Here is a 17,301-nt window from a genome sequence, read left to right as displayed (position 1 = left end):
TACAGGAATGGCTCCTTTATTCGTAATAGCCTTCGGTCGATTTACGGAATTGCTTGAATTGCTCAGAGTCATGACCGAACCAGACCTGTGAATTCGTTCTTTGGGCAAGGGTTCGGATTTTCTCGACCGTGTTCCTATAGCCAATGGAGTCGTAAATAATGCCAGGCGGCTTCACCGGAGGACCGTAGCTTTCAGCGGTATATATCGCATCGGAAGCCAGGATGATTCCGCCCGTTTCCGGCATTTCGATGTGTAGACCTAGCATGCCCCACGCATGACCGCTACCGAAATTGACAATTTTAATTCCTTCGGCCAGCTCCAGATTATCCTCACTCCGCTTGACGGTTTTCCATTGCAAATGATTTTTGATCCAAGCATCGATGTCCGCCCAAATGTAAGCGCCTTCCTTTTGGTTCCGGGCGTAAGACTGCAAGGTACCGTTAAGCTCATCCTCATGCACAATAATCGTCGCATTAGTGAACATTTCCAGGCATCCCGCATGATCAAGATGGAGATGGGAGGCGATCACATACTTAATCTCCTCTGGTCTTACCTTCAACTGCTCAAGACGGTTATGAAGATAGCATTCCTCGCTCGCTACCCAAGGAAATGTTTGCTGTGTTGATTCGGTCCACCGGCCCTCCACTCCCATCGAATTCGGATTGCAGGAGGTGTCGAACAGAATCTTTCCTTCCGGATGGTCGATGAGCACCGTATAGATCGGAAATTCAACGAACTGCGTAGGTGCATTTGGGTTATGGATCGTAGCCGGATTGTGCATTGCAATCATCCAGTTTTTATCCATGCTCATCCGTCCGTTATCCATAACATACAGCTTAGGGCGTGCTTTAATAATATTCGACATAGAAAACGCCTCCTAGAATTGAGTTTTTATCGAAACGAATTTCAGTTCCGTCATTTCTTGTACTGCATATTTAATGCCTTCACGTCCATATCCGCTTTCTTTTACGCCGCCATAGGGCATATGGTCCACTCTGAACGTTGGAATGTCGTTGACAATGACGCCTCCGGCTTGAATTTCTCTTGCTGCATGGAATGCCTTGTTCAGATGCTGCGTATAGATGCCTACATTCAGACCGTAAACGGAATCATTGACCATTTCGATTGCCTCGTCCAGCTCCTTGTACGGAACAATCGACACGACCGGTGCAAAAACCTCCCTGCATGAAACCGACATCTCCCGCTTCACATGGAGCAGCACGGTTGGTAAATAGACCGAGCCTTCGCGGCGGCCACCGCATCCGATCGTTGCTCCGGCTTCGACAGCCTCCTGCACCCAAGAGTCAATCCGATGCATCTCCCGCTCGTGAATCATGGCACTGAGATCCGTTAGTTCATCAGAAGGGTCTCCGACCTTAAGCTGCTCGGTTTTTGCGATAAACTGTTCTGCAAATGGCTTATAAATCGATTCGTGAACATAAATACGCTGCAGGGAAATGCACACCTGCCCCGCGAAGGAGAAGGCCCCTTCTACACATCTCGGGATGATCTTGTCGATGGGAACATCAGGCTCGATGATGAGTCCCGAATTGGAGCCAAGCTCCAGCGTCACTTTGCGAAGCCCCGCCTTTGCTTTGATTTGCTTGCCTACTTCAGAGCTTCCGGTGAACGTAATTTTTTTAACGCGCTCATCCTCGACCAAGGCATCTCCGAGCTCGCGGCCACTGCCGGTGATGACCTGTAAAGCGCCATCCGGCAAACCTGCCTTCTGGAACAGCTCCGCCATGAAAAGCGCGCTTAACGGCGTTTGCTCCGCGGGCTTCAGGACAACCGTGTTGCCTGCTGCTATCGCCGGACCCAGCTTATGCGCGACAAGGTTAAACGGGAAGTTGAAGGGACAAATCGCTACGACTGTACCGATCGGTTCCCTCCAGGTAAAGCCCAGCCGTCCCTCGCCTCCGGGAGCCGCGTCCATCGGGATCGTTTCACCGTTGATGCGCTTGGCTTCCTCCGCCGCGAATTCGTAGGTCGTAATGGTTCTCTCGATTTCTGCCCTCGCGGTGCGAATCGGCTTTCCCGCTTCCTGCGATAGCAGCAGAGCGGCCTCTTCTTTTCTTTCCCTGAGCTGGAGTGCGGCTTGTTGCAAAATACGGCTGCGCTGATGCGCCGGCAGCTTGCGCATCGTTTCGAAAGCACGGTGTGCCCCGGCTATGGCCCGGTCTACATCCCCTGCGTCCGCCTTGCTGATGTTTGCCAGCACCTTGCCGTCATAAGGAGCGCGTAAGGCATAGCTGCGTTCCTTCACCTCCCAAAGTCCATTGATAAAAATCCCCTTGGTAACCGTTTCCAATGATGTCCCTCCTTTTATCATGCTGCATTTATATAATAGTAGCAAAAAACGTGCCAATCCAAAAACATCTCTACAATTCGTTAAAAACGTTCCCCTTCCCCGAGGCGTTGGTGAAAAATATCACCACTCTTTCCTAAACCCTTCCCTCCTAGCTAAAAAAGATGGTGAATATCATCACCACCTTCAGGAATAAATTCACCACCTCAGATCTAAATGAATTGGAAGTTATCCCGTTCCCTTTTCCTTCTCCCAACGCTGCATTTTTTTCACAAGCGTGGAATGATCGACTCCAAGCTGCTCGGCTGCTTTTCGCAACGAATTATGCTTCTCGACGACCTCGTGAATCAATCTGCGCTCAAATTCCGACACCCGCTCCTTCAAAGTTGAATGTGAATCGTCACATCGGGTTTGATCCTGAATATGGAGCGGTAAATGAACGGGCTCGATCATTGTTGAAGGTACGGAAACAATCATATTTTCGACTAAATTGCGCAATTCCCGAACGTTGCCCGGCCAATGGTATCGTTTCAAGCTCTCCTTGGTTTCGCTCGACATCTGCTTGTCTACCCGGTACTGTCGGCAAAAATAGGCGAAGTAATGCTCCACTAAAGGCACGATGTCCTCCTGCCGCTCCGCCAAGGACGGGATGGAAATCTCCACGACGGCGAGCCGGTAAAATAAATCCTCTCTAAATTTGCCCGCTTGAATGAGCTTCCTTAGGTCCTGATTGGTTGCTGCGACGATGCGGATATCCAAAAGACGCGGCTTCGTTCCGCCTATGCGCTGCAGCTGCTTCTCCTGAAGCACCCTCAGCAGCTTGACCTGCAAAGCGAGCGGGAGCTCCGCTATTTCGTCGAGCATGACTGTTCCTTGGTCCGCCAGCTCCAAAAGACCGATCTTCCCGTTGCGGCTTGCGCCTGTGAAGGCTCCCGCCTCATAGCCGAACAGCTCGGACTCCAACAGCTGCTCCGGGATCGCCCCGCAGTTGATTTGGATAAATGGCTTTTCCTTCCGTTCACTTAAGTCGTGTATCAGATTGGCCATCACTTCTTTCCCAGTACCGGACGGACCGTTTAGCAAAATGCTTGTCGGATAGGGGGCCACCTGCCGGACCTTTTCGTACACCTTTTTAATTTGCGGACTGTGGAAAATAACGCTCTGCTCCGTACCGCCACTATGGATCGTATATCGGTTATTTTGAATTCGTGAGAACGTATGCGCCTTTTCAAGCTCATTTCTTAAATCGTTCAGGTGCGTAATATCCCTCACGCTTGTGACGATCATCTCCAAGCCGCCCTGATCATCAAATACCGGGTTCCCTGTAACGATCACATCCTTTTTGCCTCCAATCCGCTGAATAATGGAAATGCGCCGTTTTTGCTCCAAGACCAGCAAGGATACCGATTGATCGAAATATCCTTCCGTCATGAGGTCCTTCATGCGGCGACCTATCAATTCTTCACGGCGGAAGCCGGTGATTTCCTCGTAAGCCGAGTTCACCTGCATGGTAACTCCCTCCCGATCGACTACATAAATACCGTCAGTCGAGAATTCAATAATGGATTCCATTTGCTTCAGCAGGGTCCGGTAATGGTCCATCTCGGAAATATCCTGAATCACGGCCATCGCCCCGACCCTCTCCCCTTCCTCGTAGAGCGGGGTCCGATTCACCATGCATGCGCGGCCGGAGATGACCATTTTCTCACCTATCGAGCTCTCGCCCCCTTGCAGCACCTCATGCATTCTGGAGTTTGGGATTAACGCCTTAATATTTCTTCCCTTCCACGCTTCATCCTGAACCTGAAGCAGCTTCTGGGCGGATTCGTTCATAAGCAAAATTTCATTGTCCGAGTTGACAACGATGATGCCGTTATGCATCGAGGAAATAATATTTCCCCATAAATGGATGGTCACGGAATCCTTCGGCAAGATACTCATGCCTCCTTTAAAAACAGTATAATCAGGCTCATTCCGAGCTAGGATGACCTGAAGCGCGAAGATAATATATGCAGGGCTTCCCTATATTTCATGACGGTTCTTCTTGAAATTTTGAGGCCCTGCCGGACCAGGGCATCTGTCATTTGCTGATCGGACAATGGTCTGCTCTTGTCTTCCTCCCTCACCATTTGCATAATGATTGCTTTGATGCTGTGGGACGATGCACATTCCTCATTCCGGGTTTCCAGCCGGCTCGAAAAGAAAAATTTCAATGGATAAACTCCCTGCGGCGTCTGGACATATTTATGCTTCACCGCGCGGCTTATGGTTGATACATCCAGACTTACTTTTTCTGCAACCGTCTTCAGGTTAAGCGGTCTTAAATACAGGGGACCCTTTTCCAAAAAAGGCTCCTGCTCCTCTATAATTGCCGTCAAAACCCGGCTTATCGTTGCTTTTCTTTGCTCCAGGTTACGAATAAGCCACTGAATAGGTGTCATATACTGACCTACGAACGCTTTGGTTCGCTTACAAGCACTTTGCTTTCTAAGCTTCAAGTAATACTCGTTCATAGATACCTGCGGATAGCAGACCTCATTCAAGGTTACGACAAAGCGTCCGCCGACCTTTTGGACAAAGGCATCCGGTTCCATACGGGCTTCCGTTTGCGTACTGAAGGCAAGACCGGGACGGGGATTCAGCTTTCGTATATACTGAATTGCTGACTTAACCTGCTCTATAGAGATGCCTAATTGACCGGCAACGGCTTGCAGCTTCCCTGCCGCGATCTCCTGCAGATGTTCACTTACGATAAGAGCGGCCCAAGGATCGGCATTTACGTCTCGTCCTGCCTGCAGGAGCAAGCATTCGCGCAGCGATCTTGCGGCAACGCCGGCTGGCTCCAATGCTTGCACATAGGCCAGCGCCTCTTCGATATCGCAGATCGGCCGCTGAACGTGTTCAGCTATTTCCTCCAGGCTCAAGGTCAGGTACCCGTCATCATTCAAGCTGCCGGCAATAAATTCAGCCAAGGCAAAGTACGGTTTCGGAATGGGATTGAGGCGCAGCTGGCTCACGAGTACTCTCTCAAGTGACTCGTCATGTTTGCTGGCCATGTGCAGCAGCAAGTCATTGGGATTGGAGGCGCTGTCTTTTAACGGCGTCTTGGCAGCTGTCCTTCTCTCCATTTGGGGGGACCGCGATGGAAATATCACTTCCATCAAGGGATTTTCATCGGATTGCTTCTCCAAATATTCCGTTAGTTCGGTTGCAGACATTTGCAGCAGCTTCAAGCCCTGGACCAGCTTCATATTTAATTTCAGACTTTGGGTTTGGGTTAATGTCTGATTCAGATACATAAGATCACTTATCCTTCAGGGAGTAAGAAATGAACCAAGGTTCCATGTTTATATGCTCATGTTACACCACAATGAGCCGTATGAAAAGACGGTTTAACTAGAGGCCCGTTTCACTGAAATGGTTCGGTTAAATGGAAACAGGGCCGTTCCCGAGTTCCGTAAACCGGATACCGGGACGCCCCCTATTGTGAATCAACGTTTTCGGACGTGTATCCTTGAGCACTCCTGTAATGTTTTCTTTCCTCAGTAAAATCCCACCATTGCTTGTCACAGCTGCGGTTGTTAGCATAATAAATAATTAATCTAAATTGATCCTCTACACAAGGGTCGATTGCTGCTGCGTACAATTCTTCCAAATTATCGAATAATATTGCACCATCTTTTTCTTTGAGTTCATTCAATTCATAGTAACCGAGCTTCATTAAATCTTCTGCAAATTTCGGACCAATGGAAGGAACACTTTGAAATTCGGATGAAGCCCTTAATTCTCTGGCTCTTAATTCCGGTACCTTCAATATTAAACTTAATTCACTCACAGATATTTTGTGAAGATCGCTTAAAAGTATTTTGTTTTTTCTTAGTTCTTTCCGTTCTTGAATGGTAAGTTCTAACTTTGGCGTCTTATTTCTTTTCATACACGCTCCTTATTCAACAAATAATATGCTTTTCACTCTGCCGTTTGAGCGGTTTACTTCAAACCAATCGATCGTGGCGGTATGTTCGTCGTTCTGACCATTGCGCACGAGCTCATAACAATGGATTATAACACGATTAGCATCAGAGTGATCAACCTCCGTCCGAAATATGGAGCCGATGTTATCCTGATTCCGATAATTTTCGGAGATGGAGGTTGTCTCCTCTGCACCGGTAACGATATAAAAAGCCTCGGCATCCGTCAATTGAAAAAGATCAGGATCGCCTAACGTTTGATCGCCGTTATCGAATCTTTGCATCTGCAGTTCGGTGAAGCGGTCAGCGTACCCTTTATTCAGAAGCACATAAATTAGTTCCTCACTTACAGAGAGAGCTTCCAGCTTTTTACTAAGATTTTGTTTGCTGGTGCCCGTTATCTCCCCGAAGGGCTCAATGCTTTGCGTAGAAGTATCGTAGATTGCCAGAAATTCACTGATTACCTTAGAGCGGTTGAGGGTGCTGTGAGACTGAACGAGCAGCGCTTCCTTCGTCTGGCTTACATGATAAGTGAAAACATCGGTTAAGCCTTGCTGGTATGAATCAGGGATTTGTAAGCTGTTAAAAAGCTTTGTTAGAAATGGGGCATGATTCGTGCCTGAATTTTGCAGGTAAAATGTCCCTTTAGGTTCAGCATTAAACCCTCCAAAGCTGTTGCCTGGGTAATCGATGGTCACGGAATTTTCAGTAAATGTCATAGTAACCTTGTCATATTCCGATTCAGTAAACACAATGGCATTGCCGTCGAACGTGAAGTCGGAGTGAAGCTCGCCCATATTGTGGCTAAAGCCGTGTATAACTGAAACGTCCAAATGATATCGGTTGTCGTCTAATTTGGTCACTTCGGCCGTTCCGGAGTTTAATGGATTGGACCAGGGGTACGCGAATGTACCAGTTACGATCGTATCCATATCGGTTGAAGATTTAGGCGACACCGGCTGATGGGAACCATTAGACGGTGTCGATATCTGGACGGTTCTCGTATCGGCTGCCCAATCAACTTTTGCGCCAAAGGATTCTGCGATAAAACGAACGGGCACCATGGTGGTTCCATTTAGATTTAAAGGCGGCGCGTCAAGAGAGATCTGCTGCCCGTTGCGGGTAGCCGTTCTGGATCCGATTGTGAGACGAATCACATTCTGATCTTTGCTTGCAGTCACAGTCGAGGTACTGCCATTCCATTCAACTTTAGCACCCAGCATCTCAAATATACTCCGGAGTGGAACGAACGTACTGCCGTTCATGACAACAGGCTGCTGCTCGAGCGCCAACTTATTGCCGTTTAATTGTACCGAAATCACTTCGGCAGTAGAAGAAGACTGCAAATGAATCTCTGTCTGGTCATATGCAGCAGCTTGTGTAAGGGCTTGTGGAGCTGAAAAACCGGCAGAAATGATAGTTAACGCAATCATTTTCTTCAAAGCGGATGTACTCATCTTCATGGGTAAGGTAAAATCTCCTTTTATGATTCTGTTTCCAACGAATGCTCCAATGGCAGTGCCAATTTGGACATTGATGTCCCGCTATATCCCGCTGGTGACATGACCTAAAGCTGAAAACGTTCTTTAATCAATAGGGCTGTCTCTGCCGGTGTTCGATTGGTCGTCCTTGCGAAATCGATTGGACAACGGCCACAGTGATTTTCTCGAGTTCATGGCCTACTGTCATCTTTCCTACGGCCTGCGGACCGAATAAAAGGATGAATTTCATCTTTAGTTATCCCTTCTATTATGTGGTAATTGAAATACATTTCCAGATTACACCATAAATTAACGATGGACAATAGCATGTTTAGCATCGAGCTCCGAGCATATTGTAAATAGAGCAGGCTGCTGGAGCGCCTGCTCATTAATTGAATATTTTGGCTAGATTATCTAGATTTAAGATCGATAATAGGAAAGCACCCAGCACACGCCGTTTCGGTCGGTCACGACAGCAAGCAGTCCGTTGAACGGGGCTTCATATACTTCCGTTTGAATGGTCCCATCGGCCGCAAGTTCTCCGTAGACCTTACGGAATGTTTCTTCTCCTTCGATATTCAAGAACACTCTGACATAATCGCCTTTCATTGAGGGCTTTGCCGCCAGTATATCAGCAAACTTAAGGGTCGCCTCGTCTGCATGCAGGTCCGCATTAAGCACCTCGTCCCCTTGTTTGCGCAAAATCGTAATTTCGCCTCCAAAAATACGTTGATAGTATTTAATTTCATCTTTGCAGTTCTCCACAACGATAAAGGGATTCACTTTCATCATTTACATCCTCCTAAGTTTCATCTGATCATATTTGGAGCGTGCGATTTCGATGGCATGAGCAACATCCTGCTTAGTATTCAAATAAATGGACACCCAGCCCGAGTCAGGATACATATGATGCGGTCTTGCCTTCCCTTCTTCAATCCAACGAATGCTCTCGCGCTTTGACATAAGCAAATCAAACAAATGTTGATCATGAAGATGCCCGATTTCATTTCCGTTTAACTGAAATTCGATCCCTCCGAACCGATGGGGTTGCACAGTAACACCAGCCCAAGTAACTAGCTCTTCCGTCAAATCTGCTCCGTTATCGCTCATCCCTACATCTCCTCCTGATCGGTCAGATTGTGAAGCACAATTTTCAGCAGGCCCAGTAGCACGTCATACTCCTCATCGGTCATTCCCTTCCGGGTTTTGTTCTTGACGCGGCTGAGGGCATCCTGCACCTTTGGCACCACCTCATGTCCTGATTCTGTTAAATATAGCAGCTGATAACGGTTGTCGACGGGATCGGTTTCCCTCCGTACATAACCTTCTGCTTCCAGCTTGGTAATTGCCTTGGCGGTCGTCGTCTTGTCAATGAGCAGCTTCTCGCTTAAGGCCTTCTGGGTGATTGGCTGCTGAAACGCAATCGCCATCAAAAAAATATACTGTCCGCTCCCGATTCGATACGGGGCTAACTCGGATGAGATGATTACCTGCATATGGCGGTAGATGGCAGAGATGTATTGGCCGTGTGATTCGCTCAGTGTATTCACCCCCTCTAATTAGGATGTCATTGCAACTAATTTGATAATACACCAAATAGGATGCTATTGCAACTAATATTTGGTTAAAGCTTCCATGAAAAAACAAAAAACGGCTCATTCACTAAGCTTGTGAACAGAGCCGTAATTTATTCGTATCCACAGAACGAAAATCAACTGTCGAACAATTAATATATCTTGGTTAACTCCATTTCCCCTACAAGCTTTAGTTGCTGATCAGGCAAATAATTTAACAGCATGGCTCTTAGCTCCAGGCTGAACGCGTGAGTCAGGAATGAGTGGACATCCTCAATCACCTGCATGCTATCGGATGGAACGACAAGACATTTTTGAGAAAGTGCCTTGACCTTTCCCCCTTTATAACCGGTTAGTGCGATTGTGATTGCTCCTGCTGCGTTCGCTGCTTCAAATGCTTTTAATATGTTGCCGGAGTTGCCGCTGCCTGTAATTCCAATGACCAGATCTCCCTTTTCAACCAATGGGATCAGCTGCTGGGCAAAAATATCAGAGTAGCTGACATCGTTAGCCCAAGCGGTCATTATAGGTATATTGTCGGTTAAGGCAATCACTTTAAGGCGTGGAAGGCCTTCGACAATCGTCATTTTAGAAAGGTCACAGGCAAAATGAGAAGCTGTAGAGGCACTCCCTCCGTTGCCGAAGATAAAGATTTTGCTTCCGGACTGCCATGTTTGAGCTATTTTCATGACAATTTCACCTGCAAGACTGTAATCGATTTGGGTCAATACTTTCTTCATTTCATTCATATAGTGCGCTGTAAAGCTCGTCAATAGGAACCCCTCCTCTTGTACATTCATTTTTCTATAATTTCAGATGCTTCATATAAGCTTTTTACACAGTAATCCGCATGCTTAATAAGCGTAGGATCTTTACTAAGCTCCTTAATCGTCCTCGGTGATTCCACAAGAATAGTTGTACAGCCCACATCTTTCCCCGCCCGCATGTCGTCCAAGCTGTCTCCGATCATCCACAACTGTTCACAATTCATGAATTGCTTCAAGCCCCGCAGCAATAATCCCGACCTTGGCTTTCTGCAGGAACATTGCTCCTCTTGCGTGTGCGGGCAGTAATAAATCTCGTCAATTCTCCCCTTTTCCCGTTCGACGGCTTCCAAAATAAAGGAATGAATCTGTTGGAGCTCCGATTCCTTCAGAAGGCCCTTATGAATTGCCGCCTGGTTGGTAACAATGCAGATCACATTATCCGGTTGATTTAATCTCCTTAATCCTTCAAGGGCCAAGGATAGCCATTCAAATTGGGACACATGAAGGACATAGCCCTCCTGAATATTTTTATTGAGTACACCATCCCGATCCAGAAAGATTAGCTTTCTCATCCCGATCCACTCTATTCCATATGAAAAATAATCCTGCTGCCATAATGACTCAATCGGACAGGCATTTGCTGCAAAGGCAGAGCGTTTCTTACATCCTCTTGTGCTCCTGGAGGAACATAAAGCATGAGGAAGCCTCCGCCGCCTGCACCGGCAACCTTCCCGCCAACGGCGCCTGCCTCAAGAGCTTTGTGATATAAAGCATCTATTTCTGGACTCGTTATGCCTTGTGCGAGCTGACGCTTGATTCCCCATCCCTGGTGCATGATTTCTCCTAATACATCTGCTTCCCCTTTGCGAAGGTGAGACATCAATTCCATGCTTTGGTTTTTCAGAAAGTTCAAATGATGCAGGTTAGCGGCTGTATTGTCATTTTGCGACTTCAAAATGTTGGAGGCCGATCTTGTCATACCTGTATAAAATAGCATTAAGTTTGATTCAATGCTTCGATAAGTGTCCTCCAGGAGATTTATTCTGTCTGTCGCAACCGTGCCGTCGCGATGAAAGCAGGTGAAGCGCAGCCCGCCGAATGCGGCAATATACTGGTCTTGCTTTCCGATCGGTTTTTTCAATCGGTTGATTTCAATTTCACAAGCTTCCTCTGCCAGCTGCTTCGCCCCTGCCTGGTGACCCTGAAAGGCGTAAAGTGCATTAAGCAGACCTACGGTTAGCGTACTGGAGGAGCCCAAGCCTGTCCCTTCGGATGGAATATCAGACAGAATCATGATATCTACTCCGTGATCTACACCGGTCATGAGTAAGGCTTCCCGAATAAGCTCATGTGTTATTTGCTGTACGTTGTCTACGAGCTCGGTTTGGGAATTCACTGCTCTGATTTTCTTGTCAAACCGCCTTTTGACCACGACATAAATGGATTTGTCGATGGTTGTACTAACGACAGCCCCGCCATGCACATTGAAGAATGACTCCAGGTCGGTACCGCCGCCAGTGAAACTGATCCTGAGCGGAGTTTTACTAATAATCATAAGGCCATTCCTCCTGGGCTTTGAGATAGGCTTCCATCGTGCCGATATCCAGCAAATATTCGCTCAGCATGTAGCCCTTCATGATGCCTATTAATTGCGGGAACACATCTGTGCCCAGATCTGCCGGGGTATCCTTCGTCAAATAGGAGAACAATCGTTCGTCGGCTATATAAATGCCGGCATTAGCCAGGTTGCTTTTAGGCTGAACAGGCTTTTCAACAAAACCAGTGATCATCTGCCTCTCTCCCAAAACGGCGATTCCGCAGCTTTGAGGATCCGCCGATTGAAATAAGGCCATGAACAAAATGGACGGATTTGCCAAATAAGCCTCCATCATGCGAGTCAAATTTATGTTTGTCAGGTTATCCGCGTTAATAATGAAAAAGGGTTCGCCTGCCTGTACAAACGCTTGGTTTTCTCTTATCGTGCCTGCACTTCCTAATAATTGTTCTTCGTATACGCAGTGAACCCGGATGGGGCCATTATATTGCTGCAGAAACACATGAACCATTTCAGCTTTATAATGTAGGTTAATCAGAACCTCGGTAACCCCATGCTTTTCCAATAGTTCCAGCCAAATTTCCAATAGAGGCTTCCCTTTTATCGGGACAAGGCATTTGGGCATCTGATTTGTTAAGGGACGTAATCTTGTACCTAAACCAGCTGCCAAAACATAGGCCTTCAAAGCATCCTCCTCCTCTCAACAACGGTTCACTCTTAAACCTATTAATATCGATATTCTCATACGTACCGATATGTTCTGATGAAATCATACATTTCTTCTAGATTCATAGAGAAACAGGTACTTTCCTGAATTTATTTTCATATATTGGAGTATTATTTTCAGAGAAAGGACTGAAACCGTTGAACAATAAGGCAGGAATAAGGGATTGGTCAAGGGCAGGGGTTTCTATCATAGTCAGTACCAAGCGGCCGCATCATTTTAATAACATATTGAAAAATTACAGCAGACAACGCTACCGACTGAAAGAGCTCATTATTATCTTGCATAAAAACAACATAAATCTGGAGCATTATCGAAAAAAAGCACAAAGATATCATCAGGTTTCCGTTTATCAAATGTCCGAAAAATACCGTCTGGGGCGCTGTCTGAATTATGGAATAAGCAAATCCAGATATCCGGTTATTGCTAAGTTCGACGATGATGACTACTATTCACCTTATTATTTAAGTGAACAAGTAAAGGCGCTTTACCGAAAAAAAACCGATGTCGTTGGTAAAAGAGCATATTATGTTTATCTAAAGCCTACAAAGAAGCTTATTATTCGATTTCCTAAACAGCGGAAACAATTTGTCAAATTTGTTACAGGCGGGACCCTATTATTCAAGAAAAAACTGAAGGTCAGATTTTCACCTCAAGCCTCATTAGGGGAAGATATCAACTTTTTAGAGAAGTGTAGGAAACGGGGGTACAAAATTTACTCAACAACGCCATACAACTACGTATATTTAAGGAGAAATAATCGCAGCCATTCGTGGAAAACGTCAATGAAATATTTAATGAAAGGAAGCAAGTTCATTAAAAAAACGGCTCATTATCGTAAAATGACAACACGTAAGGTGTAGCTGAAGACCTCCTTCGACTTTTGTACCTGCACCGATGGGAGTGGAAATTTCGCACAACACAATGGATTGATGCTTCAGCCGCGCATATGGAGATCATGCTAAAAACTCCCCTCCGAGCAGAGACCTAAGCCGGAGGGGAGTTCATTTTATTCAAATTGCCAATCGATTCTTCATCAACATACCCATTTCCTTGAGCAGGAGCATATTTCCAAGTCGTAGCCTAACGCCATAAAAGGAAATAGTATTGTCATGTTGTTAATACCCTAACATTTTTTTCGTTTTTTCTTTCCATAGCTCTATGAAAGGCTCATCGATAGCCCATTGAATCATGACCACAGATTCGTTCTGCTGCAGCTCGACCTTCAACAGCGGGTTAGAGTCCCCATGCCCTTCGGACGAAAAGATGGATATATCCTTGTCAGACACAATACCGAACATTTCATTGTTAGGCGATGAGAAGGCATCCAACGCATCAGGCCGAATCCGCAGGATATCGTTCCAATTGGTCGTTAGACGATCATAAGAGACGACGGACTCAGGCAAAGTAATTGGGACATCCCGAAGCTGGTACCCAAACACATGGTTTGCCGCTTGATTGCTGTAGGCAGCAAGCTGTGGAACCCACTGCCCCTGTTTGCGCCCTATTGTCCAACTCTCGCCTATATCATCAATGGACGCGGTCCCTGTGATTTTGCTAGAAGCTTGAGGCTTGTATACGTTTAACAATCTTAAACTGGGTTGTACCGCATCACCATAAATGGTTTTCAAGGAAACATGCGGATCCCGTGCAGGGTCTTGTATCGTTCTTGGGTTACTCTTCGCTATATCCTGCACTTGTTTGACCCACACATATTCGTATTGAGCCTCCTGCCCCTGATCACTCTGACGTATGGTCTGTAAGACGGACAAATAACGGTTGCCCGCAAAAAGCAGCTTCTCCGATAGCTTAAACGGTCCGGAAGTCATTGGCTGTGACACCCGATTCTTATTAGCTTCGAGAGCCTGAGAGGCACTTAGGACGATGGATTGCTCGCCCTCGTTCCTCTGGCTTTGCGGCTCAATTTTCATGAAATCGGACTTATACGGCATCAAAATACCGTCGCCTTCGGCAACCTTTTGCAGATTACCTTGATCCTTAGCCAGCAGAAGCGTCCGGTAAGTGCTGTATTCCGTTTGACCTGCTTGGATGTGATCGGTTCTCAATCCGAGCAGGACGGCGGAACGGATATGGATTTGTTGTTCATGGCTCCGAGATAACGATACCTTCGCTTCCGTTTTATCTCCTAACACAACCATGGATTCTTGCTTGAATATAGGGGACCAATCGGACGACAGGAATAAGGCGGTTGTAAGAAGAGCAACGCCGATGCCTCCGAACCAAGGAATCCATTTTCTTGGAGCATGCTTAGGCTCATCCAATCGATCTTCAATTCGTTGTCTCAACGCAATAGTAAAGCCGTTCTGTGTTAACGGTCCGCTCTCCAGCCCTTTTTTTAACTCATCGTCAATTGGTTCCATGATCCTGACCCTCTCTCAGCTTCGTTATTTTTTTACGGGCATGAAATAATCGCGATTTCACAGTTCCCTCGGTGAGTCCTAATACTTGTGCCATCTCTTTCATCGACAGTTGGTAATGTGCGTAGAGAATGAGTACTTCCCGGTATTTTACAGGCAGGCTGAGCACCATCTTCCACAGAGCATTTTGCGCCATCTTATCCATGACATCCTGCTCCGTAGATTTCGTCTCTACTGATGGGGCAAGGAATTCTACCAGGGTCACCTTTCGGTAAAATGCCGAACGTCTATAGTCTAGCGTCATATGACGGGTTATCGTTAAAATCCAGGTTTTAATCGAAGATTCATTGCGAAAAGTATATAAGTTTTTATATACCTTAATAAAAACATCCTGTGTAATGTCATCCGCCTGATCCCATTTACGGGTCATGCTATACGCATAATTCCATACATCCTGACCGTAAGCGACCATTAATTGTTCTACGATGGTTTTCTTATCGGAGCTCCCTGACAAATATCTCAAATATTCAAAATTAACTTCGGATTCCAACACTGCCACCTCTATTATTTGACGATCGACCCTCATTGCGGTGTTTAAATAGGTTATCAACATATCTTCCAAATATGTACTTTTACAACAGACTCATAGTGTCAGCAGTCTTGCAGTTTATCGAATATGTTTCATATCCGGGACGGTAACCAATTGGAAGCCTTCTCCCCTCAGGTATGCAATGATAGCGGGAAGTGCTTTAACTGTATTATCCAGCTTCCCGTGCCGACCGCCAAAGCTATGCAGCAAAATGATACTGTCTGCTTTGACATGGGATTGGATATTTTGCATCATATCCTCTGCAGAAGTGCCTGCCCAATCCTGAGGATCCACGTTCCACCCGATTAAAGGGCGTCCAGAACGGGAGACCTCTTCCTTCACTGATGCAGAAATGGCTCCGTACGGCGCCCTTACCAGGTCAGGGGTCACACCGATCGTCCTCAAAACCAACTGATCGGTTTCCTTCAGCTCTTTTTCAATTTGTGAAGCAGACAGCTTACTTAAATTTGCATGATCCCAGGAATGGTTCCCGATGGCATGGCCTTCGTCGTGAATCCTCTTCAGAACGTCAGGATGCTTGCTGGCTTGGTTGCCGACAACAAAAAAGGTCGCCTTGACGTCGTTCTGCTTTAAAATATCTAAAATTTGAGGTGTGTACTTGTTATCCGGACCATCGTCAAAGGTCAGTGCCACTTGCTTTGAAGCCATTGGAGGCGTGCTCCGCAGTGGTTCCAGCTTGGGACCCAGCTCTGTCTGGGCTACTGAGGCGGATCCGGAATGATTAACTTCCAATGAAGGCGGCTCAGCAGACATGGAAGTCGATGCATTAATATGGGACGAGCCGGCCGATACAGGTTCCTTATGAGGCTCTTTGAAACTGATTAATGTAGAATTTCCCGTTCCCGTCAATGAATAATAAGTAAACGTCAAGCTCAGCATACCGCATAAGCCGATGCCAAGCATCCAATGCTGTTTGCGTTCCGCCAAAAAACGCGCTAACATAGCAATAACCTTCCTCCATCTGCACATTTCACATCATTTACTGTAAGTATTTGACGAAACAGAGAGGGAAAAAGTTTAATATCTTGTCATAAATTTTTATGATTTTAACTTTCTATGGGGTGCCCATTTGAATGTTTGTTTAACCAATCCATAATTGTATCTACCGCCTCCCGATATCTTTGCCCCACGAGCACACCCGTATGGGTTGTATGCCACAGGCCTTTATATTCGCCGCGGAGTTGCTCCGCTGTCACCCGGCCCCGGCGGTCGTCCTCATCACTATTTACTGCCTTGATCACCAGGCATGGGCAAGAAATTGAACTGCTGTCTATTGAGATCCCTTTGGATTCGAAGGAAAAAACAAAAGCGTTAAATGCCTTGGATGATTCCATTGTCAGATACTTTTTTTGAAATGCAATCTCAGCTGGCGTTTCATCAATGCTTGAAAGCTCTTCACGCGCTGGGGCAGGAACGAGGAGTTCACGTGTGAGCTGTTCCAATTCCTTGTAGGGAACGAGATCAAAGACTTCCTTGCTTATGACTGAATCAATCAACACCAGTCCGGCCACTTCAGTGGTTTCAGCCAGCTTCTGGCTCAAGATACCTCCCATGCTAAATCCGATAAGAATCGGCGGAACACCGCACTCAGCGATAACCTCCTTAATATCCTCCAAATAATCCTCGAAAGTAATTCTCGTCATATCCAGCAGCCGGCTTTTGTAGTGGCTTCTCAAGTTCATGACATAGCACTTCCACCCTTCGCGAATAAAGTGAGGTATGTATTTGCTCCACATCCAGCTGCCCGAGAAGGCCCCGTGAATAAATAGCAAAGGGGGTCTTTGCTCAACCGCCACCGAGGTGCTCTCCCCTTCGAAAATCTCCACAAATAAATCGTTTTCCCCCATGTACTTCTCCGTATGTGCGGGTAATTCTTTCGTAAAATCTCTCATGATGATTTCCTCCCTCCCATTTGATTTGATATCAAACTATTTAC

Annotated in this window: 18 protein-coding genes and 1 pseudogene; 1 reads left to right on the top strand and 18 read right to left on the bottom strand. The window is 46.4% G+C overall.

Going from position 1 to position 17,301, the window contains the following annotated elements; all coding sequences use genetic code 11:
• Window positions 1-16 precede the first annotated feature (16 nt).
• The 14 genes and pseudogenes from ahlS to CF651_RS23680 all read right to left on the bottom strand — a co-directional run bounded on the left by ahlS (window position 17) and on the right by CF651_RS23680 (window position 12,323).
• Complete coding sequence (gene ahlS / locus CF651_RS23740; protein WP_094017362.1) at window positions 17-865, bottom strand: AhlS family quorum-quenching N-acyl homoserine lactonase; 849 nt, start codon at window positions 863-865, stop codon at window positions 17-19.
• Between the two features lie 12 nt (window positions 866-877).
• On the bottom strand, window positions 878-2,311 hold the full coding sequence (locus CF651_RS23735; protein WP_094017361.1) for an aldehyde dehydrogenase family protein: 1,434 nt from the start codon (window positions 2,309-2,311) through the stop codon (window positions 878-880).
• Between the two features lie 225 nt (window positions 2,312-2,536).
• Window positions 2,537-4,240, bottom strand: coding sequence for a sigma 54-interacting transcriptional regulator (locus CF651_RS23730; RefSeq protein ID WP_281254501.1), 1,704 nt, complete (start codon window positions 4,238-4,240; stop codon window positions 2,537-2,539).
• A 47-nt stretch (window positions 4,241-4,287) separates the two neighbouring features.
• The gene (rpoN, locus tag CF651_RS23725; protein WP_094017359.1) at window positions 4,288-5,607 is read right to left on the bottom strand and encodes an RNA polymerase factor sigma-54; all 1,320 of its coding nucleotides are present in this window, start codon (window positions 5,605-5,607) and stop codon (window positions 4,288-4,290) included.
• Window positions 5,608-5,789: 182 nt separating this feature from the next.
• Window positions 5,790-6,242: a helix-hairpin-helix domain-containing protein gene (locus CF651_RS23720; protein WP_094017358.1), complete on the bottom strand. Its 453-nt coding sequence runs from the start codon at window positions 6,240-6,242 to the stop codon at window positions 5,790-5,792.
• A gap of 9 nt (window positions 6,243-6,251) precedes the next feature.
• Complete coding sequence (locus CF651_RS23715; protein WP_245856124.1) at window positions 6,252-7,709, bottom strand: copper amine oxidase N-terminal domain-containing protein; 1,458 nt, start codon at window positions 7,707-7,709, stop codon at window positions 6,252-6,254.
• A gap of 223 nt (window positions 7,710-7,932) precedes the next feature.
• A pseudogene (locus CF651_RS33300) lies at window positions 7,933-8,007 on the bottom strand (shikimate kinase); the annotation flags it as partial.
• Between the two features lie 170 nt (window positions 8,008-8,177).
• On the bottom strand, window positions 8,178-8,549 hold the full coding sequence (locus CF651_RS23710; RefSeq protein WP_245856117.1) for a VOC family protein: 372 nt from the start codon (window positions 8,547-8,549) through the stop codon (window positions 8,178-8,180).
• Window positions 8,550-8,867 carry a luciferase domain-containing protein gene (locus tag CF651_RS23705; RefSeq protein ID WP_094017356.1) on the bottom strand — a complete coding sequence of 106 codons (318 nt, stop codon included), beginning with the start codon at window positions 8,865-8,867 and terminating at the stop codon, window positions 8,550-8,552.
• A 2-nt stretch (window positions 8,868-8,869) separates the two neighbouring features.
• Window positions 8,870-9,307 carry a MarR family winged helix-turn-helix transcriptional regulator gene (locus CF651_RS23700; protein WP_245856116.1) on the bottom strand — a complete coding sequence of 146 codons (438 nt, stop codon included), beginning with the start codon at window positions 9,305-9,307 and terminating at the stop codon, window positions 8,870-8,872.
• Between the two features lie 176 nt (window positions 9,308-9,483).
• Window positions 9,484-10,080 (bottom strand): D-sedoheptulose-7-phosphate isomerase, encoded by a 597-nt coding sequence (locus tag CF651_RS23695; protein WP_179232958.1) that lies wholly within the window; start codon window positions 10,078-10,080, stop codon window positions 9,484-9,486.
• Window positions 10,081-10,127: 47 nt separating this feature from the next.
• Window positions 10,128-10,670: a D-glycero-alpha-D-manno-heptose-1,7-bisphosphate 7-phosphatase gene (locus tag CF651_RS23690; protein ID WP_094017354.1), complete on the bottom strand. Its 543-nt coding sequence runs from the start codon at window positions 10,668-10,670 to the stop codon at window positions 10,128-10,130.
• An 11-nt stretch (window positions 10,671-10,681) separates the two neighbouring features.
• Complete coding sequence (locus tag CF651_RS23685; protein ID WP_094017353.1) at window positions 10,682-11,653, bottom strand: GHMP family kinase ATP-binding protein; 972 nt, start codon at window positions 11,651-11,653, stop codon at window positions 10,682-10,684.
• On the bottom strand, window positions 11,643-12,323 hold the full coding sequence (locus CF651_RS23680) for a nucleotidyltransferase family protein (protein ID WP_281254502.1): 681 nt from the start codon (window positions 12,321-12,323) through the stop codon (window positions 11,643-11,645). Before CF651_RS23680 ends, CF651_RS23685 begins: the two co-directional genes overlap by 11 nt.
• Window positions 12,324-12,517: 194 nt before the next feature.
• Here CF651_RS23680 and CF651_RS23675 point away from each other — a divergent pair, with 194 nt between their 5' ends.
• Window positions 12,518-13,240, top strand: coding sequence for a glycosyltransferase (locus CF651_RS23675; RefSeq protein WP_245856115.1), 723 nt, complete (start codon window positions 12,518-12,520; stop codon window positions 13,238-13,240).
• 255 nt (window positions 13,241-13,495) lie between these two features.
• Here the strand turns inward: CF651_RS23675 and CF651_RS23670 are convergent, their stop codons facing one another.
• From CF651_RS23670 to CF651_RS23655, 4 genes are all read right to left on the bottom strand, one after another.
• A complete protein-coding gene (locus tag CF651_RS23670) occupies window positions 13,496-14,758 on the bottom strand; it encodes a hypothetical protein (RefSeq protein ID WP_094017351.1) in 1,263 nt (420 codons plus the stop codon).
• Window positions 14,745-15,305, bottom strand: coding sequence for an RNA polymerase sigma factor (locus CF651_RS23665; RefSeq protein ID WP_094017350.1), 561 nt, complete (start codon window positions 15,303-15,305; stop codon window positions 14,745-14,747). Before CF651_RS23665 ends, CF651_RS23670 begins: the two co-directional genes overlap by 14 nt.
• A 117-nt stretch (window positions 15,306-15,422) precedes the next feature.
• Window positions 15,423-16,307 (bottom strand): polysaccharide deacetylase family protein, encoded by an 885-nt coding sequence (locus tag CF651_RS23660; RefSeq protein WP_245856113.1) that lies wholly within the window; start codon window positions 16,305-16,307, stop codon window positions 15,423-15,425.
• A gap of 104 nt (window positions 16,308-16,411) precedes the next feature.
• Window positions 16,412-17,257: an alpha/beta fold hydrolase gene (locus tag CF651_RS23655; RefSeq protein WP_094017348.1), complete on the bottom strand. Its 846-nt coding sequence runs from the start codon at window positions 17,255-17,257 to the stop codon at window positions 16,412-16,414.
• Window positions 17,258-17,301: the final 44 nt, after the last annotated feature.

The organism is Paenibacillus rigui (assembly GCF_002234615.1).
Taxonomy (GTDB): Bacteria; Bacillota; Bacilli; order Paenibacillales; family NBRC-103111; genus Paenibacillus_S; species Paenibacillus_S rigui.
Note: the sequence above shows the minus strand (reverse complement) of the source record. Positions and strands in the feature narration are given on the sequence as shown.

Excerpts from the sequence above, each read along its gene's own strand:
- ahlS (WP_094017362.1), bottom strand. The coding sequence starts at position 865 with ATGTCGAATATTATTAAAGCACGCCCTAAGCTGTATGTTATGGATAAC.
- rpoN (WP_094017359.1), bottom strand. The coding sequence starts at position 5,607 with ATGTATCTGAATCAGACATTAACCCAAACCCAAAGTCTGAAATTAAAT.
- CF651_RS23720 (WP_094017358.1), bottom strand. The coding sequence starts at position 6,242 with ATGAAAAGAAATAAGACGCCAAAGTTAGAACTTACCATTCAAGAACGG.
- CF651_RS23715 (WP_245856124.1), bottom strand. The coding sequence starts at position 7,709 with ATGATTGCGTTAACTATCATTTCTGCCGGTTTTTCAGCTCCACAAGCC.
- CF651_RS23710 (WP_245856117.1), bottom strand. The coding sequence starts at position 8,549 with ATGATGAAAGTGAATCCCTTTATCGTTGTGGAGAACTGCAAAGATGAA.
- CF651_RS23705 (WP_094017356.1), bottom strand. The coding sequence starts at position 8,867 with ATGAGCGATAACGGAGCAGATTTGACGGAAGAGCTAGTTACTTGGGCT.
- CF651_RS23695 (WP_179232958.1), bottom strand. The coding sequence starts at position 10,080 with ATGAATGAAATGAAGAAAGTATTGACCCAAATCGATTACAGTCTTGCA.
- CF651_RS23690 (WP_094017354.1), bottom strand. The coding sequence starts at position 10,670 with ATGAGAAAGCTAATCTTTCTGGATCGGGATGGTGTACTCAATAAAAAT.
- CF651_RS23685 (WP_094017353.1), bottom strand. The coding sequence starts at position 11,653 with ATGATTATTAGTAAAACTCCGCTCAGGATCAGTTTCACTGGCGGCGGT.
- CF651_RS23670 (WP_094017351.1), bottom strand. The coding sequence starts at position 14,758 with ATGGAACCAATTGACGATGAGTTAAAAAAAGGGCTGGAGAGCGGACCG.
- CF651_RS23660 (WP_245856113.1), bottom strand. The coding sequence starts at position 16,307 with ATGTTAGCGCGTTTTTTGGCGGAACGCAAACAGCATTGGATGCTTGGC.
- CF651_RS23655 (WP_094017348.1), bottom strand. The coding sequence starts at position 17,257 with ATGAGAGATTTTACGAAAGAATTACCCGCACATACGGAGAAGTACATG.